Source organism: Paraburkholderia flagellata (assembly GCF_021390645.1).
In the GTDB taxonomy this organism is placed as follows: Bacteria; Pseudomonadota; Gammaproteobacteria; order Burkholderiales; family Burkholderiaceae; genus Paraburkholderia; species Paraburkholderia flagellata.
In genome coordinates this window covers 592337-614682 of the sequence record NZ_JAJEJT010000002.1, presented here as the reverse complement: position 1 = coordinate 614682, position 22346 = coordinate 592337, and the positions used below count along the sequence as shown (strand labels likewise).

The 22346-nt window shown below is 60.9% G+C and carries 27 protein-coding genes and 1 pseudogene; 13 read left to right on the top strand and 15 right to left on the bottom strand.

Annotated elements, in window-relative coordinates; translation table 11 throughout:
• Positions 1-84: 84 nt before the first annotated feature.
• Positions 85-1647, bottom strand: coding sequence for a cryptochrome/photolyase family protein (locus L0U83_RS17215; RefSeq protein ID WP_233886547.1), 1563 nt, complete (start codon positions 1645-1647; stop codon positions 85-87).
• Positions 1648-1736: 89 nt separating this feature from the next.
• Entirely contained in the window at positions 1737-2465 is a 729-nt protein-coding gene (locus L0U83_RS17210; RefSeq protein ID WP_233884934.1) for a TetR/AcrR family transcriptional regulator, read from the bottom strand.
• A 97-nt stretch (positions 2466-2562) separates the two neighbouring features.
• On the opposite strand from L0U83_RS17210, the gene L0U83_RS17205 reads away from it, so the two are divergent.
• On the top strand, positions 2563-4125 hold the full coding sequence (locus tag L0U83_RS17205; RefSeq protein WP_373321058.1) for an MDR family MFS transporter: 1563 nt from the start codon (positions 2563-2565) through the stop codon (positions 4123-4125).
• 258 nt (positions 4126-4383) lie between these two features.
• The gene (locus tag L0U83_RS17200) at positions 4384-5688 is read left to right on the top strand and encodes an MFS family transporter (RefSeq protein ID WP_233884929.1); all 1305 of its coding nucleotides are present in this window, start codon (positions 4384-4386) and stop codon (positions 5686-5688) included.
• A 36-nt stretch (positions 5689-5724) separates the two neighbouring features.
• On the opposite strand, the pseudogene L0U83_RS17195 reads toward L0U83_RS17200, so the two are convergent.
• From L0U83_RS17195 to L0U83_RS17185, 3 genes and pseudogenes are all read right to left on the bottom strand, one after another.
• Positions 5725-6282: pseudogene (locus L0U83_RS17195) on the bottom strand (aminotransferase class I/II-fold pyridoxal phosphate-dependent enzyme); the annotation flags it as partial.
• 262 nt (positions 6283-6544) lie between these two features.
• A complete protein-coding gene (locus L0U83_RS17190; RefSeq protein WP_233886546.1) occupies positions 6545-6766 on the bottom strand; it encodes a helix-turn-helix domain-containing protein in 222 nt (73 codons plus the stop codon).
• A 270-nt stretch (positions 6767-7036) separates the two neighbouring features.
• Positions 7037-7339, bottom strand: coding sequence for a helix-turn-helix domain-containing protein (locus L0U83_RS17185; RefSeq protein WP_233884926.1), 303 nt, complete (start codon positions 7337-7339; stop codon positions 7037-7039).
• Between the two features lie 343 nt (positions 7340-7682).
• On the opposite strand from L0U83_RS17185, the gene L0U83_RS17180 reads away from it, so the two are divergent.
• From L0U83_RS17180 to L0U83_RS17160, 5 genes are all read left to right on the top strand, one after another.
• Complete coding sequence (locus tag L0U83_RS17180) at positions 7683-8204, top strand: hypothetical protein (RefSeq protein WP_233884923.1); 522 nt, start codon at positions 7683-7685, stop codon at positions 8202-8204.
• A gap of 42 nt (positions 8205-8246) precedes the next feature.
• Positions 8247-8930 (top strand): MbcA/ParS/Xre antitoxin family protein, encoded by a 684-nt coding sequence (locus L0U83_RS17175; RefSeq protein WP_233884922.1) that lies wholly within the window; start codon positions 8247-8249, stop codon positions 8928-8930.
• On the top strand, positions 8914-9492 hold the full coding sequence (locus L0U83_RS17170; protein ID WP_233884921.1) for a hypothetical protein: 579 nt from the start codon (positions 8914-8916) through the stop codon (positions 9490-9492). The genes L0U83_RS17175 and L0U83_RS17170 overlap by 17 nt, the downstream gene beginning before the upstream one ends.
• A 183-nt stretch (positions 9493-9675) precedes the next feature.
• Complete coding sequence (locus L0U83_RS17165; RefSeq protein ID WP_233884919.1) at positions 9676-10617, top strand: HAD domain-containing protein; 942 nt, start codon at positions 9676-9678, stop codon at positions 10615-10617.
• Positions 10618-11197: 580 nt separating this feature from the next.
• Positions 11198-12001, top strand: a complete 804-nt coding sequence (locus L0U83_RS17160) for a hypothetical protein (protein ID WP_233884918.1) — start codon at positions 11198-11200, stop codon at positions 11999-12001.
• 43 nt (positions 12002-12044) lie between these two features.
• Here the strand turns inward: L0U83_RS17160 and L0U83_RS17155 are convergent, their stop codons facing one another.
• From L0U83_RS17155 to L0U83_RS17135, 5 genes are all read right to left on the bottom strand, one after another.
• Positions 12045-12392 (bottom strand): hypothetical protein, encoded by a 348-nt coding sequence (locus L0U83_RS17155; protein WP_233884917.1) that lies wholly within the window; start codon positions 12390-12392, stop codon positions 12045-12047.
• Positions 12393-12427: 35 nt separating this feature from the next.
• Positions 12428-12706: a hypothetical protein gene (locus L0U83_RS17150; RefSeq protein WP_233884916.1), complete on the bottom strand. Its 279-nt coding sequence runs from the start codon at positions 12704-12706 to the stop codon at positions 12428-12430.
• A 204-nt stretch (positions 12707-12910) separates the two neighbouring features.
• The gene (locus tag L0U83_RS17145) at positions 12911-13501 is read right to left on the bottom strand and encodes a hypothetical protein (RefSeq protein ID WP_233884915.1); all 591 of its coding nucleotides are present in this window, start codon (positions 13499-13501) and stop codon (positions 12911-12913) included.
• Positions 13502-13825: 324 nt separating this feature from the next.
• Positions 13826-14011, bottom strand: a complete 186-nt coding sequence (locus L0U83_RS17140; protein ID WP_233884913.1) for a hypothetical protein — start codon at positions 14009-14011, stop codon at positions 13826-13828.
• 8 nt (positions 14012-14019) lie between these two features.
• Positions 14020-14382: a hypothetical protein gene (locus L0U83_RS17135; protein ID WP_233884911.1), complete on the bottom strand. Its 363-nt coding sequence runs from the start codon at positions 14380-14382 to the stop codon at positions 14020-14022.
• Between the two features lie 479 nt (positions 14383-14861).
• Between L0U83_RS17135 and L0U83_RS17130 the strand changes: the two genes are divergently transcribed.
• Complete coding sequence (locus L0U83_RS17130) at positions 14862-15200, top strand: hypothetical protein (protein WP_233884909.1); 339 nt, start codon at positions 14862-14864, stop codon at positions 15198-15200.
• 344 nt (positions 15201-15544) lie between these two features.
• On the opposite strand, the gene L0U83_RS17125 is transcribed toward L0U83_RS17130, so the two are convergent.
• A complete protein-coding gene (locus L0U83_RS17125; RefSeq protein WP_233884908.1) occupies positions 15545-16420 on the bottom strand; it encodes a hypothetical protein in 876 nt (291 codons plus the stop codon).
• A 237-nt stretch (positions 16421-16657) separates the two neighbouring features.
• Here L0U83_RS17125 and L0U83_RS40825 point away from each other — a divergent pair, with 237 nt between their 5' ends.
• Positions 16658-16948: an HAD domain-containing protein gene (locus L0U83_RS40825; protein ID WP_373321057.1), complete on the top strand. Its 291-nt coding sequence runs from the start codon at positions 16658-16660 to the stop codon at positions 16946-16948.
• A gap of 432 nt (positions 16949-17380) precedes the next feature.
• Positions 17381-17968 (top strand): hypothetical protein, encoded by a 588-nt coding sequence (locus tag L0U83_RS17120; protein ID WP_233884907.1) that lies wholly within the window; start codon positions 17381-17383, stop codon positions 17966-17968.
• A 62-nt stretch (positions 17969-18030) separates the two neighbouring features.
• On the opposite strand, the gene arsN2 is transcribed toward L0U83_RS17120, so the two are convergent.
• The gene (gene arsN2, locus L0U83_RS17115) at positions 18031-18492 is read right to left on the bottom strand and encodes an arsenic resistance N-acetyltransferase ArsN2 (RefSeq protein ID WP_233884906.1); all 462 of its coding nucleotides are present in this window, start codon (positions 18490-18492) and stop codon (positions 18031-18033) included.
• A gap of 21 nt (positions 18493-18513) precedes the next feature.
• Positions 18514-19815, bottom strand: a complete 1302-nt coding sequence (locus L0U83_RS17110) for an MFS transporter (protein WP_233884904.1) — start codon at positions 19813-19815, stop codon at positions 18514-18516.
• A 218-nt stretch (positions 19816-20033) separates the two neighbouring features.
• On the opposite strand from L0U83_RS17110, the gene arsH reads away from it, so the two are divergent.
• From arsH to L0U83_RS17095, 3 genes are read left to right on the top strand one after another with little or no spacing between them, the layout of a single operon-like run.
• Entirely contained in the window at positions 20034-20720 is a 687-nt protein-coding gene (arsH, locus tag L0U83_RS17105; RefSeq protein ID WP_233886545.1) for an arsenical resistance protein ArsH, read from the top strand.
• 15 nt (positions 20721-20735) lie between these two features.
• The gene (locus tag L0U83_RS17100; RefSeq protein ID WP_233851927.1) at positions 20736-21056 is read left to right on the top strand and encodes an ArsR/SmtB family transcription factor; all 321 of its coding nucleotides are present in this window, start codon (positions 20736-20738) and stop codon (positions 21054-21056) included.
• The gene (locus tag L0U83_RS17095) at positions 21057-21524 is read left to right on the top strand and encodes an ArsI/CadI family heavy metal resistance metalloenzyme (protein WP_233884903.1); all 468 of its coding nucleotides are present in this window, start codon (positions 21057-21059) and stop codon (positions 21522-21524) included.
• A 66-nt stretch (positions 21525-21590) separates the two neighbouring features.
• On the opposite strand, the gene L0U83_RS17090 is transcribed toward L0U83_RS17095, so the two are convergent.
• Positions 21591-21938, bottom strand: coding sequence for an ArsR/SmtB family transcription factor (locus tag L0U83_RS17090; protein WP_233847995.1), 348 nt, complete (start codon positions 21936-21938; stop codon positions 21591-21593).
• A 74-nt stretch (positions 21939-22012) separates the two neighbouring features.
• Entirely contained in the window at positions 22013-22312 is a 300-nt protein-coding gene (locus L0U83_RS17085; RefSeq protein WP_233884902.1) for a hypothetical protein, read from the bottom strand.
• Positions 22313-22346: the final 34 nt, after the last annotated feature.

The following is a 22346-nucleotide window of genomic DNA, read 5'->3' as shown; positions in this document are numbered from 1 at the left end:
CGTCCGGTTCCAGCGTGCTGCAAGTGCGCCCATCCGCGCCGCGCACGATAGCCGCATCACAAGACAGCCCGATGACGGCCGCGTTCACGCTTTGCCGCCCTGTTTTGCGCCCTGCTTTACGCCCTGTCGCGAAGCGGCGAAGCCCTTGGCTTTGCCGGTTTGCGCATAGGCTTCGAGTGCGCGCTCGCGCGCCAGTTCGTGCTCGACAACAGGTTCTGGGTAATTCTTGCCAAGACGCACGCCCGCCGCTTCGAGCTGCTGCGCGTTGGCCTTCCACGGCTGGTGCACGAGCGCATCGGGCAGGCCCGCCAGCTCCGGCACCCACTTCCGCACGTAGACGCCACGCGGGTCGAACTTCTGGCCCTGGAGTACTGGATTAAAAATGCGGAAATACGGCGCGGCGTCGACGCCCGAGCCCGCCACCCACTGCCAGTTGGCCGGGTTGCTGGCCGGGTCGGCGTCCACGAGCGTGTCCCAGAACCAGGACTCTCCCGCACGCCAGTCGATCAGCAGGTGCTTGGTCAGGAACGATGCCACGACCATGCGCACGCGGTTGTGCATCCACCCCGTGTGCCAAAGCTCGCGCATGCCGGCATCGACGAGCGGATAGCCGGTCAGCCCGCGTTGCCACGCTCTTAAGCCAGCGGCATCCCTGCGCCACGGCATGGCGTCGAAAGCGGGACGCAAGTTGCGCGTCGCCAGATCGGTGTAGTGATAGCGCTGGTAGTGGCAGAACTCCCGCCAGCCCAGCTCGCTCGCGAACTTCTCCGCGCTCGTGGCGCGCCGCGCCGAGCCGCGGCCGTGCGCGTGCTGTGCCGCCCTGAGCGCCGCCCAGACCTGGCGCGGCGAAATCGCGCCGATGGCGAGATACGGGGAGAGGCGGCTCGTGGCGGCGTCGCCGGGCTCGTCGCGCTCGCCGGCGTAGGCGTCGAGGTCAGTGGCGAGAAACGCGCGCAGGCGCGCGAGCGCCGCTTCCTCGCCCGCTGGCCAGGCCGCGCGCAAGCCGCCCGACCAGTCTGGCGCCCGTGGCGCGAGCCCGAGCGCATCGAGTTTCGATGCGCGTTGGGTAAGACGTACTGGCAGCGATTGAAAAATCATCCGTTCGGGCTCGCCTTCCGGCGGCGGCGGGTCGCCCATCCGCAGGCAAGCGCGCCAGTAGGCGCTGAAAACCCGAAACGCCTCGCCGGACTGATTGAGCACCGTCCACGGCTCGTTGAGGAGTTGCCCGTTGAAGCTCTCGACATCCACGCCGCGCTCGCGCAGCGAGGTTTTGAGGGCGCGATCGACCTCGCGTTGCGCCGCGCCGTAGCGGCGATTCCAGTACACGGCTTGCGCGCCGGTTTCCGTGACGAGTGCGTCCAGCGTTGCCGCTTCGTCGCCTTGCAAGAGAAGCAGGCGGCCACCGCGCGCGCTCAGCGCGGCATCGAGCGCGCGCAGCGACTCATGACGCCACCAGCGCGCCGCACCGCCCTCCGGGCGCTCGCCCGACGCGTGCGGATCGTGAATCCAGACGCAGATCAATGCAAGGCCGCTCGCCGCGGCCTGCGCGAGCGCCGGCTGATCGGCGAGCCGGAGATCGTCGCGAAACCAGACGATGGCGGGCGCCGTCCTGGCAGAAACGCGGGAAGAAGCGGAAGAAGAAGGCAGACCGGACCTCGACCGGGAAACATTCGCGCGGCGCAGCGCACTTGCCGTGCCGCAAAGGTCACGGAGCGTACCACGGCGCGCGGCGGCGATTAATCCGTACCAATGCCGGTATCGGCGTGTCGATCGACGCGGGCCGGTCCCACGCCTTGCGTGATGAGCGCGACCGCATGGCGCGCGATCGCCTCGACGCCGACGTGAGGTCGCGCGGCGTCGCCGCGCCATATCTGGCTGGTGGCGAGCGGCAGCAGCGTGAGACCCATCAGCGACTGGAATAGCAGCGAAGGTTCCAGCGCCGCGTTGAGCCGGCCCTCGCGCTGCCAGCGCGCAATCGCCGTGTGGGCCTTTTCCTGGTTCTCGCGTCCCAGGCGCTCCAGCATGCGCTGGCGCAGCACGCCGCCCTCGCTGATGACGTCGCGCACCCACAGCGGCGGAAACCACGGATTGCACTGCCCCACCGCCACGAAGCGCTGCGCCAGCGCGGTGAGCGCCGTCACGGGATCGTCGGGATGCTCCGCGAAGATGTCGCCGAGCGCTTCACGCAGTGGAACGAAACGCTCGTCGATCAGCACGTCGATCAGGTGGTCGCGCGTCTTGAAGTAGTAATGGACCATAGCGGGCGTGACGCCGGCCTCGCGGGCAATGGCGGCAAGCGATGTGTCGAGGATGCCCTGGCGCGCGAACAGCACGAGTGCAGCGTCGATCAGACGCGCGCGCTGCTCCGCCCCGCCCACACCGCCGCTCGGACGGCCGGGGCGGCGCGCGGCGGGCCGACCTGGCGCACCGCCTGCGCTGTTGAGAGAGGGTTCTGGCGCTTTCATAGGCGTTGTATCGCGTAACGAATTGAATTTTGACCAACTGGAATAATTGTCCTAATATTAACCTCCGAGTTAATTAATTTCAAGACAGATGGACACGATGGAACCCAGCACGAAACACCCTGCACCCGCCACCGCGGGCGCCAGCGCTAGCGCGAAAGCGGCGGTGTCGGGCCCGGCTGCTGCCGATGCCGGCGGCCATCCGCCCATCCGGCTGCTGTTTCCGGCGCTCCTGCTCGTCATGCTGCTGGCTGCGCTCGACCAGACGATCGTCTCGACGGCGCTGCCCACCATCGTCGGCGAGCTGGGGGGGCTCGACCGGCTCTCGTGGGTCGTCACGGCCTACCTGCTCACCTCGACGATCGTCGTGCCGCTTTACGGCAAGTTCGGCGACCTGTTTGGGCGCAAGATCGTTTTGCAGGCCGCCATCGTGATCTTCCTGATCGGCTCGGCGCTGTGCGGCGTGGCGCAGAACATGGAGCAGCTCATCGTGCTGCGCGCGCTGCAGGGCATTGGCGGCGGCGGCCTCATGGTCGTGACGATGGCCGCCATTGGCGACGTCATCCCGCCCGCGCAGCGCGGCAAGTATCAGGGCATGTTCGGCGGCGTTTTCGGCATCGCCACCGTGATCGGGCCGCTGCTCGGCGGCTTTCTCGTCGAGCATCTGTCGTGGCGCTGGATCTTCTACATCAACCTGCCGCTCGGCGCGATCGCGCTCGTGGTGATCGGCGCCGTATTCAAGCCGCGCGCCGCGCACGTGAAGCACCAGATCGACTACATGGGCGCGGGATGGCTCGCCGCCGCCCTTACCTGCCTGATTCTCTTCACCAGCGAGGGCGGCTCGCTCCTGCCGTGGACGTCGCCCACGCTCTGGCTCACGCTGCTGCTCGGTGTGGTGGCCGTGGCGGGCTTCATCCACGAGGAAAAACATGCGCCCGAGCCCATCATCCCGCTCGAACTGTTTCGCGAGCGCACCTTCCTGCTCGCGAGCCTGATCGGCTTCATCGTGGGCGTGTCGCTGTTCGGCTCGGTCACGTTCCTGCCGCTTTATCTGCAGGTCGTGAAGGGCTCCACGCCCTCGCAGGCCGGCATGCAGATGCTCCCGATGATGGGCGGCGTGCTCGTGATGTCGATCATCACCGGCCGCATCATCAGCAAAATCGGCAAGTACCGCATCTTCCCCATTGCGGGCACGGCGCTCGTGGCCGTGGCGATGATGCTGCTCGCGCGCTTGCAGATCGACACGCCCATTCATCGCATGTATCTCTACATGGGGCTGCTCGGCTGCGGCCTGGGCATGGTGATGCAGGTGCTGATTCTCGCCGTGCAGAACGCCGTGGAGTTTCGCCATATGGGCGTGGCGACGTCGGGCGCGACGCTGTTCCGCTCGATTGGCGGCTCGGTGGGCGTGGCTGCCTTTGGCGCGGTGTTCTCGCATGGGCTGCACGCGCGGCTCGAAAAGGTGCTCACTGCCGACGTGGAACTGCCGCAGCCGCTCACGCCCGATGTGATCCACCATCTGCCGCCCACGCTGCATGCGCAGTATCTCGATGCGTTCGCCGGCGCGCTGCACACGGTTTATCTCGCGGCTGCGATCGTGGTGGTGTTCTCGTTCGCGCTGTCGTTGCTGCTGCGCGACGTGCCGTTGCGCAAGCAGCATTGAGCGCGTTCGGCACACGCTCCCCTGTTTTCCCCCTCCGGCCAGCGGCTCCCCGCTGGCTTTTTTTTGCCTCGCGAACCGGCATCGCATCGGTCTAATGGGGCCTGTTCGCACGCGAATTACATTTCCCACACATTTAATTACAGTTAGCTAAAATCGCGGGCACCGCGCGCGGGACCCGGCGGCGCGCATTTGAACGCTCGCGACGGCTGCATGACGGTCGCTCGCCATAAAACACACCACTCAGGAGAAGACCCACCCATGGATGTCCAGACCGACCAAGCCACGCTATCCGCGCAAGACACGAGGCGACGCGTATTCGCCATCGTCGGCGCCTCGTCGGGCAATCTCGTCGAGTGGTTCGACTTCTACGTTTACTCGTTCTGCGCGCTGTATTTCGCGCCCGCGTTCTTCCCGAGCGGCAACACCACCACGCAGTTGCTCAACACAGCCGGCGTGTTCGCCGCGGGCTTCCTCATGCGCCCGATCGGCGGCTGGCTGTTCGGCCGTATCGCCGACCGCCACGGCCGCCGCAGCGCGATGATGATCTCGGTTCTCATGATGTGCGGCGGCTCGCTCGTGATCGCCATGCTGCCCACCTATGCGCAGATCGGCGCGTTCGCCCCGTTCCTGCTCCTGCTCGCGCGCCTTTTCCAGGGGCTTTCGGTGGGCGGCGAGTACGGCACGAGCGCGACCTACATGAGCGAGGTGGCGCTCAAGGGCCGGCGCGGCTTCTTCGCGTCGTTCCAGTACGTCACGCTGATCGGCGGCCAGCTCTGCGCGCTGCTCGTGCTCGTGATCCTGCAGCAGACGCTCTCCACGGAAGAGCTGAAGGCCTGGGGCTGGCGCATTCCGTTCGTGGTCGGCGCAGCCGCCGCACTGATCTCGCTCTATCTGCGCAAGTCTCTCGACGAAACCTCGACGAGCGAGTCGCGCCACAAGCGCGACGCGGGCACGATTCGCGGCGTGTGGCAGCACAAGGGCGCGTTCTTCACGGTGGTGGGCTTCACGGCAGGCGGCTCGCTGATCTTCTACACGTTCACGACCTACATGCAGAAGTACCTCGTGAACACGGCCGGCATGCACGCGAAAACCGCGAGCAACGTGATGACCTGCGCGCTCTTCGTCTACATGCTGATGCAGCCGGTGTTCGGCGCGCTTTCCGACAAGATCGGCCGCCGCACGTCGATGATCCTGTTCGGCACGCTTTCGGTGCTCGGTACGGTGCCGATCATGCACGCGCTCAAGGACGTGTCGAGCCCGGTGACCGCGTTCGCGCTCATCATCGCCGCGCTCGCCATCGTGAGTTTCTATACGTCGATCAGCGGTCTCATCAAGGCCGAGATGTTCCCGCCCGAAGTGCGCGCGATGGGCGTGGGCCTTTCGTATGCGGTAGCGAACGCGGTGTTCGGCGGCTCGGCCGAATATGTCGCGCTGTGGTTCAAGTCGGTTGGCAGCGAGACCACGTTCTACTGGTACGTCACGGCAGTCTGCGCGGTCGCGCTGGTCGTGTCGTGGCGCATGCGCGATCCGGGCAAGGAAGGGTATCTGCGCCACGAGCCGTGATCCTGGCGTGGCGCACGCCGTCGCTCAGACGGGCTGCGCCACGCGCTCCATCGCACGCTGCAACGTTTCATAGACCTTCGGACGATTGCACTGCGAAACATTGAAACGCAGAAAATCGCCCGCGCTGCGCGACACGCTGAACACGTTGCCCGGCGCGAGCACCACGCCTTCCCCCAGCGCCTCGCGCGCGATCTGCGCGGCGTCGAGCCCGCCCGGCAATTGCGCCCACACGAATAGTCCCGCCTGCGGACGCGTCCACGCGGCGAGGCCGAGCGCCGAAAGCCGGCGCAGCGTCTCGCCCATGGCATCGGCGAGTTTCGCGCGCAAGCTGTCCAGGTGCCGCCGATACGTGCCGTCCACGAGCAGGCGGTGCACGAGTTCCGCCACCATCTCCCCATTGCCGAACGCGACCGCGAGCTTGAGATCCACGAGCGGCTCGATCCAGTCCGCGCGCGCCGCGATGAAACCGCAGCGCGCCGCCGCCGACATCGTCTTCGAGAAACTGCCGATCGTCACGACGCGCGCCAGGCCGTCGAAGGCCGCGAGGCGCGGCGCGGGCTCGATTTCGAAGTCGGCGAAGATGTCGTCCTCGATTTTACGGACAGACATCGTTCTGTGTCAGTTGAAGATCACAAACGCGGGGTTCTGGCTTTATTCACTACGAATGGGGCAAGCCGGCATAGCCGGCGCGTCAGACCTTCGAGTGTGCGCAACTCTGGCACTGCCCGAAGGGCAGCTGTCCACGCCCTTGCGGTGTGGGCAGCAGAGTTGTGCACACGGGTAACTCGCATTTACGGCTAAACCTCGGCTGGTTCTTAGGTGACGCACCACGCTGTCAACGATCGCAATCGGTCGGTTACAGCTTCTTCTCAAGTTCGGCCACGAACTCCCCAGCGGGAATGCCCAGAGCCTCACACCAGCTACAGAGTTCGACAACGTCCAACCGGCGTTCCCCGCGCTCGCATTTGCTGATGAAGGTCTGTGTTGTCTCAAGGCGAGTTGCGAATTGCTTCCGTGCAAGGCCAGCCTCTTCTTGAAGTGCTCGAACCGCTGAGCGAACAAAGTGGCCCGGCGATATACGCGAGTAAATCCGAAGCTCAGCGAATGCGGGACCTATCTTTAGTGGACAAGAAAACGATGTGGTGTCGCAGGAAGGTGACTATGTTCTGTATCGTCGACGGAGGCTAACGAGCTGTGCTGGACGTTCGGTCTTGACATCAGTTTGCGTCGACACCGGTCACAATTCGAATCACGAGCCGCAAGCGGGTGCACGAGCATTGAGGTTGAAAGGAAAATCGGTGCGTTGGAGCGCGAGAAACGTCGAAGTGAACGCTGCGTTTTCTGCCGGTCAGCCTTCCTCTTGCTGTGCGCGAAGCTTGTTCTTTCTGCCCAGCTTCACCGGAACGGATACGTCATCCCGTTCAGCCAGCAACTCGAACTCGTCCACGCCGAGCGCCTGAGCCAATGACACGAGCGTATCGAGCGTGACGCTCCGCCGCCCAAGCTCAAGCTGGCCGATGTGTGTGCGATGGATACCAGCGCGGTCCGCGAGATTCTCTTGGGATAAGCCTTGTTGCCCGCGGAAGAATCTGAGATTCCTCGCGAGCCGCTCACGAAATGAAGCCTGGCGCGATGTGATGTTCTCTGCCATATGGGGCAGGAGCATTACCCATCACGCGCTCAAAATCTACAGCGTATAAAGTGGCACTTTATAAAGTGGCACTCTTTACAGTTCACATTCCCACAACTACACTTCGGGAAATCCTCAATTGAGAGGGGCTCGGCGATCATTTGCGGCTGAGATGTCCAACTCGTATGCCGCGCAAACATCGAATGTCAATGTCACGCGTCGGCAGGAAACTTCATTTTCACAATCGCTTTCCGCGAGGGATGGGTTCGTCCCGCGGTAAGTCGATGACGGAGATTTATTCGTGACTGCTCCTCGAGCTCAGCATCGCGCACGGTTAATCGAAGACTCGGCAGCGGTGCGCCGCATGACCAAGATGGCTAAACACCCGCAGCCGCACGCATGGATGCTGAGTTACCCGCTCTTCTTCCGCGCAGCCCTTTATCCCACGTCATACCCGAACAACATTTCGCACTTTGGCATTCAGTGCGGGGTCGGCTGGTTTCGGATTGTTGAAACGCTGGCGCGTGACGTCGAGTCCGAGCTGCGTGCATTGTGGCGCGAACAATTCCACCGTCCGGACCAGATCGCAGCCTTGGAATATGCGCTAGAGACCGGCCGTGCGACCTCCCCGGTCCTTCCCATCTGCACAACCATCTCGCAGGTCGATGGTGAACTCAAAGTGGAGTTTGAGCATGGTCCCATGTGCCCGGCGGATGTGGCGGAAAGTATTCGCACTTACATAGACAACGCAGTAGCGAGTGCTCGCTATATCTGCGAGAGCTGTGGCAGGTCCGGCAGGTTTCGCGAATCCTACTTGCGTCGCGTGTATTGCGATGACTGCCTTGTGCCAGAGGCCCCCTTGGAGCAGGCGGTGACGCCCGCATAAAACGTTTCTGGTCGCCCCCCGGGGTGGCCGAAGGATTAACACATGCTCGAATACCGTGAGAAGGCCATCCTGGAAGTAGCTGCCTGCACCTGCGACCGGTGTGGGCTCCGGATGAGCCCGGAGGACGGCGAATGGCACGAACGGGTGTCGCTCAGTTGGCGCAGCGGGTTCCATTCGGTGTTTGGTGACTGTTCCGAGCTAAGCCTCGACATGTGTCAGCACTGCGTCAAGGCCACCCTCGGCGAGTGGATCCGGGTCTCCCGCCGCGACCCGGACGACGGCCTTACCGATCAGCGCAGCCAGGTGTTAGCCGGAGCCCCGTCATCGCCAACGTCCGTGGTCGATGCCGCCTACCTCGATTCGCTTCCTGAGTTCATCAAGGCCGTCAACGAGTTAGTTGAAAAAAACGGGTTGCCGCTCGAGGGAAGCCAAAACCTGGAGAAACCCAGGTCAATCGCGGAGCGGGCAGGCTGCGTAAAGCCACCCGTCAGTGGTGTGTGCGTAGACGACATGAAAGCCTGGCATGAAAGCCCGAGCGTAGCTTGGCGGCTCCCGCGCCTTGCAACGCAGGTCTGGGATGACGCGGCCGACGCTGACACCTGGATGCACCGCCCGCATCCTGAACTCGGCGGCAAGACGCCATATGAAGCTGCGACGACTGACTCCGCCGGCGCCGAGCGGGTGGAAGCCATCCTGGGGCGGATCGTGCATGGGATCCCGACATGAGGAACTATCGCATTCCGGGCAGCTTCGTGACCGACCCTCGCGCGATCTACTCGAGATCGGAACGCAGGAAACGCGGCGCCGCGATGAGCGCGAGCGACAAACAACATGGCTCAATCGGCTTGCATCGATGCACCAACAACGGAGAAAAAATTTGAGTCCAGAACTGGAAGCCAAGCTGCGCGCAGACTACCCATTCATCTTTACTGCCGACCCAATTGGTGATCCCGACGACCCCGACGTCCCTGCTGAGCCAACGCTCCTTGCTACTTGGGGCTTCGAATGCGGCGACGGGTGGTATGACCTGCTCGACGTCCTCTGCGTCAATCTACAGTACGCGACAAAAATTGGCGCGCCACAAGTCGTCGCCCGGCAGGTGAAAGAAAAATTCGGCGGACTACGCTTTTACGCGGACGGACCAAATGATTATCAGGCGGGCATGATCCAAGTAGCCATGTTGATGAGCACTCGCCTCTGCGAAGTGTGCGGCAATCGCGGCAGGTTGGTTGGAAACGACTGGATGAAGACGCGCTGTCCCGAGCACGAAAAAGCCGACAACGAATGAGTGGTTATACGCGGCGCGAGCGTTGCTGGCACTACGCCAGGAGCCGTCCCGGCTGCCTGGTCAGAGTTCATCAAGGTGGGGGCTCCTGCTGAGCGGCGATGGCTCATCGCCCGCGTGCGCGCGCTATTCAACCGGTAACCGTCTCTGGGAGCCGGGAACCATTTTGTCTCCCAGACCACCGCTATGCCTTCAACTTCAACTTCAACTTCAACTTCAACTTCAACTTCAACTTCAACTTCAACTTCAACGTCGAACTCGACGCTCGTCCCGCACGCCGCAGATCTTTGCGCGCTCGGCGGGCTGGTTCGCGAATTCAGGCTGCGATGCGAGCTTAGCCTTCTCGACGCCGCTGACAATCTTTATGTTGATGCCGCTGACTTGAGTCGCATCGAGGATGGACTGTCCGTCGGTACCGACATTCTGTTTCTGGTGCTCGCTGGGTTCGGACTGGAGATGCTCGTTATGAAACGGGATGACGCTAGCGACGCTCTCGAGGCAGTTGGCCATAGTGTCGACTGGTACAAGATGATGGAGCAGCGTTCGCGGCGGGAGCAGCCACTACCGGTGCCTCTGGTCATGGACAACATGAAGCCAACACTATTCGTAGATTTCGATGGAACACTCCATGCGGGCAACGCCTACATCGGCGAGGACGATGAGATAACACTCGACTCGGGACGCCCGCTTCTCGAATTTGCGCCCCTACTCGCCGAACTGCTGGCGCCATATCCCGACGTTGAGATTGTGCTCACAACGTCGTGGGTCCGTCGCTTGCCAGAGGAGCGTGTCATTGGCTACCTGCCGCCAGAACTGCGGCCGCGCGTCGTCGGTACGACCAGCAGCATTAAGCCACGTCGCAGCTATGTGCTCGACGGCACTGAACGCACCCATGTCATCGTCAGTTATGCCTATGGCAAACGGCTAAAGCACTGGCTCGCAATCGACGACGCAGTGTTAGGCGCGGAGAGGTTCGGACAGGAACCTGGAGAGCTGGTCGACCACTTCCTGCTTCTCGACCCGACGCGCGGTATCAGCGATGAGAATTCGCAGCAGCGCATTCGCCTGTGGCTGGCCGACGTGCATCACGAGCACATCGCTCGAATGGAACCTCGCCGTGGCGATTGAAGACGCAGCGAAATATCCCGCGCGAGCGGGGGCAACAAGGCAAAGCCGTCCGCCATGAACCCGTTTCACCCACCCGTTCAAGGAAGTCGACGAGTAACGTCGGCGCCCCCCGGAGAAAACAATCGTGTACACCATCATCGTTGAAATCAAGGTCGTGAATGCCGTGTGCGAAATCGTCGACCATCCGGGCTATGTCGATAGCGGCAACCCCAAGCGCAGCATCAGGCGCTGAAGCCAGAGCAACGCTTCATCGTGTCCGAAGACATTCGCAAAGCTCACAACGCCCTCAACGGCGTATTCAACCTGGTCAAGGCAGCACAAGATCTGACCTGCCCGGACGGAAGCACCTGCGAGTTAACCTGAAGGTCACTCAGGCCGCTCATCGAGAGATGCGGCGGGCTTTTCGTTTCGAGCGGCGCACCAAAGTGCCAATCTTCCGTCTGCTCGATTCCCGCCTCCCTATCCTCCTTCAGGTTCTCTCATTTTCTTCCTATGCTTTTGTTTGCGGCCGGCTAAAGCGATAGTCGAAGCGGACGGTGGTAAATGACGTGTTGAGCGGTCGGCGCTCGCAGGAAGCAAAATGGGGCTGAAAGGAGATGTTGACGAAGTTGTATCGGTGTGGCGCAAAGCGTCCTGGCCGCTCAGGGCGTGGCTCCTGCTTTCTGGCTTCCTGGCGGTAAGCTCGATAGCCTCACTAGCCGAAGATATCAAGAATTGGAAGGGCTTCCTAAAAAATGGAATAGAGTTCTACAGGGCGTTGATTGTAATGCCCCTGCGTATATATGTTTTACCGCTGTTAGGGCTTCACGTTCCCCGTGCGACAATAGATATAACAATCTTTTATCTTTTTGCGCTCGCAAGCCTCATAAGATCCATGTATATAGTTGAAAGAACATATAGCCGCCTTCCGTTTTTTCCTTACAACGTCGCTGAAACGCAGGAATATGAAGATGTTGCTGCGGCGGCTTCGGCACGGTGGAGGAGCGCTGCTCTGAATGCCGTAGCGGCGCGTGGCTTGAGGCAGGGCGCCACCCTCAGTATTACACTAATCTCTATTGTTTGGATCGTGTATATGTTCTTACGCTGGAATAATCAACCTGATGGGTCGCCTGCGCTGCTGATTGATATTCTCGGTATTGCGTTCCTCTTCTGCATCCCTCTATATCTTTTTGTAGTTTCTGCTGCTGTAGTCGTCCTGCGCGCTATTCTGGACGGGGCGAGTTGGCCGCCACGCGCTGCCGTCATTGTCGCCGCCGCGAAAAAGAGACGAGACTTTCTTTTCCCCTTTATCCGGAAAATGGTCGCGATCTACTACCTGCAAGTATCGTCGGTGCTGATTGTGGTGGGCATACTGGCGGCGGTAAGCGCAGGCCTGAGGGGGTAAACGGTTCTGCGCCCGCCCATCGAAAGATGTAGCGGGTTTCGTTTTAGCGGGCGGTGGCCATCGCCTCATAGCCCGTGGCGTCGCAGGCCTTTAACCAGGCTTCGCTGACCAGAGTAGGCGGCTGGTCACGATACGGTTCATCGTGGTAGATGCTCTGGATCATGCGCATCGTGAAGTCCCGTGTGATGGGATTGATGTGCTTCTCGGCAGCCGTCTGCGTGGTGGTCTCGACCAGGTGTTCCTCGCTGACGCCGTGCACACGATGGTCAGCGATTTTCAGTGCTGCCGCCGCCACCTGAATACAGCGCGTATCCGTATCCGCCCAGGCGGGCAGGGCTGCCAGCGCAAGGACGCCGGCTGACATCGCGCACACCACGAGTTTCTTGTTCATATCGTCCCCTCTGTAGTTGAGCCAAGCCTACTGCGTCAGTTGCACCACCGACGTCCCCATCGGTCGTGCCAGCAGTAGGTCTCGCGCGACGCCTGGGCCGACGCAGCCGCCCCCAGCACCGCGAGGCCCGTGCCCAGCACTGCGGCGCCGAACGCATTGGCATTCTGTGTGTTGTTGGTGCGCTCAACGATTGCCGCGGACATGGACTGGGCCCATAGATCGTACTCGGCGTGGCACTGGGTCTGCCACGCGCCCGGATGAGCGCGCTCACACGTCACGAACACTTCGTGAGCCTCCTGCTCACGGTGTTGCATCTCCGTGCTGCAACCCGTGAGTGCGCTGCCGACAACAAGCACCAGGCCTACCCCCGATGACAGCATTTTCTTCTTCATCTTGAACTACCCCCGTAGCCAATGACGAGGGCAGTCTAGTGGACATATCCACCATGAACCAAGACAAACTGAAAGCCAAACGCGCGCTAGCTAACATTTGCCCGGGCTCGCCATGATGCCTGACCGTCATTCGTAGGAGCTGGCACGCATGGCGCGCATGCAAGGTTCAATGTCTTTGCGCAGCTTTGGGTTCGTCTTCGCGCTTTCGATGAGGTCCAGCTTCTGTCCGAGCGGCATCGCCGAAAACGACCCGCAGAAAAAGTCTCGATGCGCGCGCTCCTCGTCGGCCTTCGTCGGATTCGGATTCACGAGGCGCTTCTGCGCGTCAGGCAGGGGCTCGGGCATCGGCAGCTCGCCGCACGCCTCCATCGAGGCCTTCTTGAAGCGCGGCTCGAAATCGAGTGCGAACGTTCTGAACACGCCATCTTCGCGATAGCTACCAGTATGGCTCGGGCAATCGAAGTTCACGCGCACCGTCCGCTTGCCATCAAGCGCGAGAAAGTAGACGCCGCGGCCGTTTCGCACGACAGAGGACGGATCGAGCAGGACTTGCTCGCCTTTGAACGTCGGGGCAGCATGCGCGGCCGGCAGCGGGGCCGGCGCATGAGCTTGCACTGGCGCAGGCGCAGGCGCGGCCGACATTGGCAGACTCGTACCCGCGCAGGCACCTAGCACCAGGGGCGCGGCAACGACGATTGCTTTGAAGAGACAGTTCATGATGGCGCTCGGCCTTTCGCTTTGGCATCCCGCACGGGCCTGTATTGGTTCGCGGGAGGATATTAAGTTGATACGTCAACTATATTTGAAAGCGTAAGCGGATTGTATGCGCCAATACGTCGCCAACGACCGCTTAAAATCAACGGCGGTCAGACTGGCTATCTGGTGTGGGTCGTACGCTGTCGGCGCAGTGGGTGTCGCGTAGAGGTCAGCGCCGTCTGCCGAAGGGCGAGCCGGTTCCAGGTCTAACGCCCAGTGCGGCGCTCGTGCCCAGCTTGCTGCTCATTTTTTTATCAATCAGGCCGCCGGCGGGTTTTCGCCTTCTTACTCGTGGGTGACGCCGGTGCTCACGCCCTGCCGGGCACACCAGATCAGGTACGGACCACTGATGTTGCGCTCGAAACGGGCTTTCGCGGCAGGGTCGTATTCGACATTGGCAAGATGACGAACGCAGCATTCATCGCGGATGAAGCGCGCGGCATCCTTGGCTTCGTAGCACGGGAAACCCATTTGGGTCTTTACGAACCGGCAATTCGCTTCCTCACACCACGCGAGCGCCAGCGTCTCAATAGCGCCACCCTTGGGGTTATCCTGGGCGGACTGCGCGTCGAGCGACCGGCGGCGGCGCCATCGTTCAACTTGAGTGCCTGACACGCGATGTCAGCAACCGCCTGCGCCCGGTCCAGGGACTTCAGCAGCGGTACGACGACACGCGAGAGCCGCCCGCGCAGTTGCTGCGTATCGTGGTACTCAACCGCGATGTCGCGCAGCTCGTTCACAACCGCGGCGATCTGGTCGTTCTTCAGGGCTTGCTCGACCGCCGCGCTGCCGGTCAATGCGCGCACTTCATCGCGGATCTCGCGAAGCGCGGCCATCGTCATCTCGCACGCCATCTCGCCGGCTGCACTGTTGCCGTCGTGCGGAAGGAGACCATTCGACGATATCTGATCGTCAGGTACCCGAAAGCCCTATGAAATATCAATGTGCGCGAGCGCACACAGACCACTCCGCACGAGCCAGCCGCCATCACAACGCTGGGCGTAGTGCGCCGAGCCGCCCGAAACGGCCCGCGACCTATCGACGATACGCCGAGGGCCGATCGCGCCAAAAAGCCGCGAATTCGGAAGCCAAACAGTGCTACTTTTAAGATGTGGTGGGCGGACAGGTTTCTACCGCGTAGATTCCCGCGTAGTTCCTGCTGCATTACCGCAAATCCCATCAACCCAACCGGCGTCCAATTTCCGGCGTCGTGCAAGCTGAGCAAGGAGGTCTTCAATGGCAGTTGCAGCAAATGAAGGATCGACCCCTAAGGTATGTACTAAAAGCTCAGTTGGCTCCGGGTGTCTCTTCGGAGCCAGAAATGAAAGAGCGGAAAATCAGAAAGATCCTCAAGAACTGGAAGAAAGCGGATAAGCACACCAGGAAGGCAGGAAGGAAAAGCAGGGTTAAAACGTGGTTGAATGCAAAGACATTCGCGGTCGCAGTCTCCATCCTCCTTATGGTTGCAAAGCTTTGTGGGGCCTTCGCGCATGAGTTTCACCCCATCGACCGGTTACAAGGCGCAGACAGGGCAACGGTCAAAGCGCTAGGGACGGAATACCCGCGAGGCAAAACCAGGAACAAACTGAGCGTTGGCCGCAGAATCGGAAACTGCCACGGCGCCAGGAGCAGGACACCGGCCAGGCTGAAGCAGAAGTAGCGAGCCGGGAAAGCAGGAAACACCTCCTGAGGTAAGGCGACACACAGGATTCGCAGTCTTCTATTGACGTGGCGGGCGCCGCCGGTGCGGCGCCTGCCGCATCTGTTCCAATGCCCTGGCGCATGCGCGCTCACCGGCGTGCGTCGACGCCTACTGCAAACACATCCACGCACCCGCGCGTATCGACCAGTCGCGCGCACCGCCGTTCCCCGTCTCGAATCACATGGGCCGACAGGATGACGCCGCCGAGCTGTCCGACCTGAATTTTTGCTGGTACCTGATCCGCCGCTCCCTTGAGGCCAGTGCTGCCGTAGACGAGCAATAGCCCTTCTGCTTGCCGCTTTCTATTGCGTCAACGCGCTGAAGACGTAAGAGACTGCTACAAAGGAGTCCAAAGGATACTGAAACGTGTCGCCGCCACGGTATTCAATGATGATGGAGGGAGCGCGGGCGGCCCAGCAGCCATCCCTGGATGTCAGGCCGTCTCCGGCTTCCTCATAAAAATAGCGTCCACCGCGGCAGCCATTAATCTGGTCCGTCAGCTTGAGGATGGCGCTGTTTGGGAGGCGCTGGAAGGCGACTTCACCCACGCCGCTCTCTTCGGCAATCTGCGTGGAGGCTGAAGTCCGGCCGAGCAGCGGTGGCATGGCTCGTTGTTCGGGTACAGCCGCGGTCGGTGCTGCCTGCCAGTCATTCGCTGTGGGGTAGCGCGGAGTTTCGGCGACGTAGGGCTGCGCGGGCGCTGCGGGTGCGGGAGGCTCAGCCGCGGTAACTTCCGGCGCGTGATAGGGCAGGTATTGGGGTGTCTGCACGGCGACGGGTGGAGAGGACTGACCCGCAGACGCAGAAGGGCGCGGTGTGCTTCGCTCGATAGCCCACGCCGCGGGGTCGTCGTTCAACAACGCGAAACCGTGCAACAAGCTCAACGACGAGATCACTACGCTTATGGGTAACACGATGCGTGCGAGATAGCCCCATGGACGCCACGTGACGTTAAACGCACAACGCCATTGTGCAGTCCACAAAAAGAGTATCGGAGTGGTTGCGAGCAGATAGGCGAACTGGGCGTCGCCATGTGGGCCGCCAGGTGCTGCGCAGTACAAGCCCCGCACGATGGTCCTGCCCCAGCAATACTCGAGTATCGCGAGCCCACAGCCCCCCAACCACCAGACCTTCCACAACCTCTCTTCGCCACGCCACGCCTTCTGGAATGCGTTCATGGTTATCCCCGTTGTTCTTGGCCGCAGTCTCCCGTCAGCACCGTAGACCAGCGCGCGAATGGATTCCGTGCGCGGGCGAACGCCAAATTCACTTCTCTTTTCACCGCCCTATTTGGCGACTGCCTGCATGCAATAGCAGCCTGTTTTCGCGATACACCGGCTGCCCTGCTCCCCTAGGAACTTACATGAAGTTCAAGAAGCCCCTGCTCTTCGCCGCGCTGGACGTCGCCAGCGACAGTGGCCCTGCGGGCGCGGGTGGTTGGCGCCACATTCCATGGCGAGATGGACGCGCACCTGTTTGCAGCCATGCCACGAGGCATGCAAATCAGGGCGGACGTCCAGCGCCGTCGGCGCCACGGGTGGCTATCGCTGGACGACGACGGTGAGGGGTGGCCGGCCATGGCGCGTGAGCACCTCGTACTTACGGACCCCGTACTAGGCATCAGTGAACCAAGCGTGAATATCGCAATTCAGGCGAAACTTGCTGCACTGGGAATTCCCAGCGGCGCCGGCGACAGGTCGGCCTGACTGCTGCCGATCGCTTTACGCAAGTGTTACGGCGGAAACGGCGTGGCGGTCGATGATGCAACCAAACGCACCCGGTTTCGACATTAATGTCCGGCACTACGCACTTCTCTTTGCACCGGGCGTCTCGCGTTTGCAATCTATTTGCGAAACAGCGTGGGCCAGTCAGGCTTTCCCATACACTCGCAATTGCGAGACAGTTCCACGAGCGGAGTGGATACCTATCAGTCCAACGAAGGACACGCAGGTCTGCGACGGGCGCCGCGCCCCCCCCGTGGCGCGAATGGCGTACGACCGGAGACAAGTTGCTGAGGAGTCGTCGAGCTCCGGAGAAAATGTGCTAACTTGATCATTGGAGGCCGCCATATTTGCGTTACATCGAACTGTGGCATGCAGAGCGTGTCGTGTTTTAACGAGACTAAGTGGCGGGGTGCCATGCCTGAGCTTTCGGTCGATTTCGGCCTTTTCATCGCCTACCTTATTCCGGGTTTTATCGCATCGCTGGGCATTTCGTTCGTTCTAGCCCCAGTCGCGAACCTCTTGAGTGCCAGCGCGCGTGGTGAAGACCTTGCAGGCAGTATCTTTGGAAGTGTTTGTTTGATCGTTGTTGTGGGGATGACTATCAGCATCTGGCGGGCCGGCCTTATCGACAGCTCGTTCACGGTTGATATTCCGGTCTTTTGCGATGTACGGCAAGATCCTCAAGCGTGCGGCATCCACCGGGCCGACCCCGTATATTCTTCTTTAGCCAGCAAGGACCGCCTCGAAGCCTATCTCGTTGCGGAAAAAAACGACAAGCGTCCCTATCAGTTTTACGGTAACACCCTGATCGCTGTAGTAATTTTCACGGCCGGGTGGCTTCTAAGCGATCACGGGCGCCAAGTATCGATGAGAAACAGGATCGCTGCTTTAGCGCTTGCACTACTCCTGGTCGTGACACTGTATTCAGCGGCACGCCTCTCTCATTATCGGTACACGGTATCGGTACTGCAGTTCAATGCACTTAAGGGTCCTGCACCATGAGGAATCCAGAATGATGACTGCCTGTAGCCACTAACTACTCCATTGCAGCAAGCAACGCCAAATCAAGGCCGCAGCGCGTTTATGTTCCCGATGCGCTTCTTCATGCAGACCGCGGTAGCGGGACATAGCGCCGAGAATTGCGTCGTTTGCTTGATGGCAAGCGGTACAACTTCGCGACCGACAACCTCGTATCCGTTTCGCAGAAAGAACCCGCTCGCCGTAGTCGTGAGCAAATGCAGTTCTTCGATGCCCCCTCGTCTGGCCACACTTTCCGCTTCCGCAACGAGCGCAAATCCATTCATCCCCTGGCGGGCATCCGCGGCGACCGCCAGGGAGCGCAGCAGACCAACAGCGCCATAGGCCTCCAACCCCACACACCCGACAATCGTACTGTCGCTATCCACCGCCGCCACCAGAAACTGTATTGGCGCCGAACCCGATACGTCCTCCACTGGAAGGCCACACTGAGCAAGCAATTCGCGTATCGCATCAATTTCGTCTGTACGAGCGCTCCGAATTTCCATATCGCAGTCCTCCCTTTGAGTTTAGTCTCGAGCAAGCACGCGTGGAGAAGGTCCGTGCTTGCTCAAGTGGACCTCCCGCGCAAACCAGATTGCGAGCACAAACGCTGCAGCCGAAATCAACGAGACCAATAGCACAACCCATTCAACCGGTGCGTACCTTTGTTCGATGCTCCATATCGCTGCTGCGGATATTGGTGCAATGCCTTTCGCGATGTTTGACGGCATAGAGAGCAGGCCACTGATTCCACCGTACCCCTCCGTCCACATCAGGTCCTGCACGATGGTTCCGCGCAGAATTGTCATCATGCCGTTCGCACCGCCGTAGAGAAGTGCGAACGCGGCAAGCGCGTAGGGAGATGTCCCAGCCAGCAGAAGGACCACCACGGATATGGGGAAAACTGTCGTCACTACGATGCCAACGACTGCCGGCTTCACGTTGCGCCCAGCGGCAAACCAAACTGCGCGTGCGATGACCTGCGCAGGTCCAATGATAGCCATCGTGGTCAGAATTACTGCGCTCGAGACCCTTCGCTCGACCATCAGCGGGACAAGATGAAACGTCAGCGCTGCGAACGTCGCGTAGTACGCCGTGAAGCACCCTGCGAGCGCCCAGAACGTTGGGGTGCGCAACGCGCGCCGGGTTGACGCCTTGTTCGCTTCTCGTATCTTCGCTCTCAGGCTATCTGAGGACGCGCTTGCAGCATGTGAGTCGATTGCGAAAACGTGAATGGGCAACGAGATGACCAGATTGAGTGCTGCAAGTGCGACGAGCGCGCCCCTCCAACCAAACCAGTCGACGAAGCCCTGCGTTAGCGGAATGAATACGGTGCTTGCGAAGCCAGCCACCAGGGTAATGAGTGTGATTTTCGTGCGGAAGCTTCGGGGATAGTCACGCGTAACGATGGCAAACACCGGGTCGTAAAGTGTCGCTGCCATCGAGACCCCGAGACCACCCCAGACAATGAAGAGCGTTCCGAACGTCTGGGCCTGCGACCAGAGCAGCAGCATGGCGCTCGACAGTATCGAGCCCAGGACCATGATTCGCCGACCGTGACCATGGTCAATCCACGTGCCAAGTGGATAAGCCGCAAGGCCAGACACCAGCAGACCGAACGATAGCGCGGCGTTCGTATGTGTCCGACTCCAGCCCATCGCGTGCTCCATCGGCACGACAAAGAGCGAGAAGGCGTAGTAGACAGAACCCCACGATACGAGTTGCGCAACGGCGAGCGCCCATGTCGCGACCAATCCGTTTTTCTCTGTCGACGGCGAGCCACCGGGCTCCAACGTCTTCGTCTTCGAACTCAATTTGTTGCGCTCCATGTCGTACCACCTGTGGTGCGGCCCTGATTAGGGTGGGTGCGTCGCTGCGACGCAGTCGCTCGATGAATCGATTCTACTTGCAATTCTTTGATATTTCCATAAACTTGGAATCATTGAAGATTAGCTGATACACCGTGATGACTACCCTCGTGAATTCTTCGACGTTCCCCGCCGCGAAGCCGGATTTTCTGGACACATCCATTGCAGCCCGACTCGGTATGCCCGACGCCTCGCCGGTCCGCATCCTGTTGCTGTATGGCTCCCTTCGCAAGCGCTCGTATTCGCGCCTCCTTGTCGAGGAAGCCGCCCGTCTGCTCCAGTTGTTCGGTGCCGAGACCCGCATCTTCGACCCACTCGGTCTGCCTTTTCCCGATGCTGTCGAAGGCAACGACCACCCCAAGGTCAAGGAGTTGCGGGAGTTGTCCCTCTGGTCCGAGGGACACGTATGGTGCAGCCCGGAACGTCACGGCACGATTTCGGGAATCATCAAGACGCAGATTGACCAGTTGCCTCTGGAGATGGGGGGCATTCGTCCTACCCAGGGACGAACGCTCGCAGTCATGCAGGTCAGCGGCGGGTCCCAGTCGTTCAATACGGTGAACCAGCTACGTCAGCTCGGGCGCTGGATGCGCATGTTCACCATCCCCAACCAATCGTCAGTTGCGAAGGCGTACGAGGAGTTCGACGAAGCCGGACGGATGAAACCGTCGTCGTACTACGACCGGCTGGTCGATGTGATGGAGGAACTGGTGAAATTCACGCTGCTGCTTCGTGGGCGCGCGGATTACCTCGTCGACCGCTACAGCGAGCGTGTCGAAGCCGACCGGCCACTCGACCCGAAGAGCGACCTTGCGTCCCTGGCGATGGGTCTGGACGAAGCGTCGGAACAGGAAGAGCTCGAGTAAATCGTCATGGCCACCATCGACACGAAACTGGCTGTAACGGCGCTTGCGGCGCTCGCACAGGAATCCCGTCTTGCCGCTTTTCGCCTGCTCGTTACGGCAGGGCCACCCGGCATGAGTGCAGGTGCCATAGCCGAGGCACTCGACATGCCCGCGCCGAGCCTGTCCTTCCATCTGAAAGAGTTAAGTCACGCTGGCCTGATTGAGGGGCGCTCACAGGGAAGGCACGTCATCTACAGCGCCAACTACGACAACATGCAGGCACTCATCGACTTTTTGCTCGAAAACTGTTGCGCAGCGCAGGAATGCGCCTGCCCTTCCAACGAAACGGAGGCGTAAATGAAGCGATTCCATGTACATGTTGTGGTGCCGAAGCTCGACGAAAGTGTGCGCTTCTACACTGGTCTCTTCGGAGCTGAGCCGACTGTGCTCAAGGACGACTACGCCAAGTGGATGCTGGAGGACCCGCGCGTCAATTTCGCAATTTCGGCCAGAAGCGGTGCAACCGGTGTGAACCACCTCGGCTTCCAGGTCGACAGTGACGAAGAACTTTCGTCGCTACGCGAGCAGGCGTTTGCGGCGAGCCTGGACGTCGTTGACCAGCGCGGTGCGCAGTGCTGCTACGCATCGTCGAACAAATATTGGGCAAAGGACCCGGCGGGCGTGCCATGGGAAACCTGGCACACGCTGGGGAACATTCCCCTCTATGGTGCGGATAGCCAGACGGCATCGGAGCAAGGCGGAGCCTGCTGCATGCCGACGACCTCCATCCCTGCAACGATTCCGCGAAAATCCAGTTGCTGTTAAGAGATTGAAAGATAAATGGCCGCCCCTGGGGCGGCCAATTTTTTACGCCAATCCCTGCCGAATCAGTCAGGCAGGAACGGCCTTAGGCTTGCATTTGACCTTTTTCTTCGGCGTGCACGCAGCCGAATCCACGCCCTGGCAGCAGTTCTCCGTGAGAAAACCGACAAGGTCATTCATTTGCTCAATCTCGGGCGCGTAGTACACAAAGCGCCCTTCCTGACGAGAAGACACGAGACCGGAGTGCGTCAACTCCTTCAGATGGAACGACAAGGTGGCGCTTGCAAGGTCCAGTGACTCCTGGATAACGCCCACGCTCAGTCCGTCCGGGCCGGCCGTGACGAGCAGGCGGAAAATCGCAAGGCGCGTCGGCTGGGCCAACGCAGACAGAGCTTTGATTGCGTCCTTTTCCTTCATGGTACGTAGTCGCTTGAGTTAGCCGGGTATTCTAAACCTGACAAGACGACAAAGGTGCGACAAGGACAGCATGGTTACGGTTCCTGGTCGCCATCAGGTTGATGGCGACCATGGTAGAGAACGCGGCTGAGCAGCGTGGCGGCGCTTGCGGCCAGGAAACAGCCGACGGTCACGTCGGACACTCCGCCGTACAGGAATGCGACGACAGCGGCACCCACGAGCGCCATCTGGGCGATTCCCAGTACCAGCCGGAGCCATCCCCAGAACAGATAGCGGCCATACCCGCGACCACGGGCTGTCTGCGCGTCCTGCTGGTCCGAAGAGCCGGCGCGGGGTTGTGCTGCATGGTGTCGGGTCGCTTTCACGGGTGTCAACTTTGCGTTCCAAGGCGCGTCGCATCGGCGAAAA

What these genes read in the sequence shown, in the direction of transcription:
- L0U83_RS17095 (WP_233884903.1), top strand. Translation starts at nt 21,057, where the DNA reads ATGAAGCGATTCCATGTACATGTTGTGGTGCCGAAGCTCGACGAAAGT.
- arsN2 (WP_233884906.1), bottom strand. Translation starts at nt 18,492, where the DNA reads ATGGAAATTCGGAGCGCTCGTACAGACGAAATTGATGCGATACGCGAA.
- L0U83_RS17110 (WP_233884904.1), bottom strand. Translation starts at nt 19,815, where the DNA reads ATGGAGCGCAACAAATTGAGTTCGAAGACGAAGACGTTGGAGCCCGGT.
- L0U83_RS17175 (WP_233884922.1), top strand. Translation starts at nt 8,247, where the DNA reads ATGCTCGAATACCGTGAGAAGGCCATCCTGGAAGTAGCTGCCTGCACC.
- L0U83_RS17140 (WP_233884913.1), bottom strand. Translation starts at nt 14,011, where the DNA reads ATGGGTTTCCCGTGCTACGAAGCCAAGGATGCCGCGCGCTTCATCCGC.
- L0U83_RS17130 (WP_233884909.1), top strand. Translation starts at nt 14,862, where the DNA reads ATGAAAGAGCGGAAAATCAGAAAGATCCTCAAGAACTGGAAGAAAGCG.
- L0U83_RS17160 (WP_233884918.1), top strand. Translation starts at nt 11,198, where the DNA reads ATGGGGCTGAAAGGAGATGTTGACGAAGTTGTATCGGTGTGGCGCAAA.
- L0U83_RS17200 (WP_233884929.1), top strand. Translation starts at nt 4,384, where the DNA reads ATGGATGTCCAGACCGACCAAGCCACGCTATCCGCGCAAGACACGAGG.
- L0U83_RS17150 (WP_233884916.1), bottom strand. Translation starts at nt 12,706, where the DNA reads ATGCAACACCGTGAGCAGGAGGCTCACGAAGTGTTCGTGACGTGTGAG.
- L0U83_RS17165 (WP_233884919.1), top strand. Translation starts at nt 9,676, where the DNA reads ATGCCTTCAACTTCAACTTCAACTTCAACTTCAACTTCAACTTCAACT.
- L0U83_RS17120 (WP_233884907.1), top strand. Translation starts at nt 17,381, where the DNA reads ATGCCTGAGCTTTCGGTCGATTTCGGCCTTTTCATCGCCTACCTTATT.
- L0U83_RS17205 (WP_373321058.1), top strand. Translation starts at nt 2,563, where the DNA reads ATGGAACCCAGCACGAAACACCCTGCACCCGCCACCGCGGGCGCCAGC.
- L0U83_RS17180 (WP_233884923.1), top strand. Translation starts at nt 7,683, where the DNA reads ATGACCAAGATGGCTAAACACCCGCAGCCGCACGCATGGATGCTGAGT.
- L0U83_RS17155 (WP_233884917.1), bottom strand. Translation starts at nt 12,392, where the DNA reads ATGAACAAGAAACTCGTGGTGTGCGCGATGTCAGCCGGCGTCCTTGCG.
- arsH (WP_233886545.1), top strand. Translation starts at nt 20,034, where the DNA reads ATGCCCGACGCCTCGCCGGTCCGCATCCTGTTGCTGTATGGCTCCCTT.
- L0U83_RS17135 (WP_233884911.1), bottom strand. Translation starts at nt 14,382, where the DNA reads ATGACGATGGCCGCGCTTCGCGAGATCCGCGATGAAGTGCGCGCATTG.
- L0U83_RS17145 (WP_233884915.1), bottom strand. Translation starts at nt 13,501, where the DNA reads ATGAACTGTCTCTTCAAAGCAATCGTCGTTGCCGCGCCCCTGGTGCTA.
- L0U83_RS17185 (WP_233884926.1), bottom strand. Translation starts at nt 7,339, where the DNA reads ATGGCAGAGAACATCACATCGCGCCAGGCTTCATTTCGTGAGCGGCTC.
- L0U83_RS17125 (WP_233884908.1), bottom strand. Translation starts at nt 16,420, where the DNA reads ATGAACGCATTCCAGAAGGCGTGGCGTGGCGAAGAGAGGTTGTGGAAG.
- L0U83_RS17090 (WP_233847995.1), bottom strand. Translation starts at nt 21,938, where the DNA reads ATGAAGGAAAAGGACGCAATCAAAGCTCTGTCTGCGTTGGCCCAGCCG.
- L0U83_RS17170 (WP_233884921.1), top strand. Translation starts at nt 8,914, where the DNA reads ATGGGATCCCGACATGAGGAACTATCGCATTCCGGGCAGCTTCGTGAC.
- L0U83_RS17210 (WP_233884934.1), bottom strand. Translation starts at nt 2,465, where the DNA reads ATGAAAGCGCCAGAACCCTCTCTCAACAGCGCAGGCGGTGCGCCAGGT.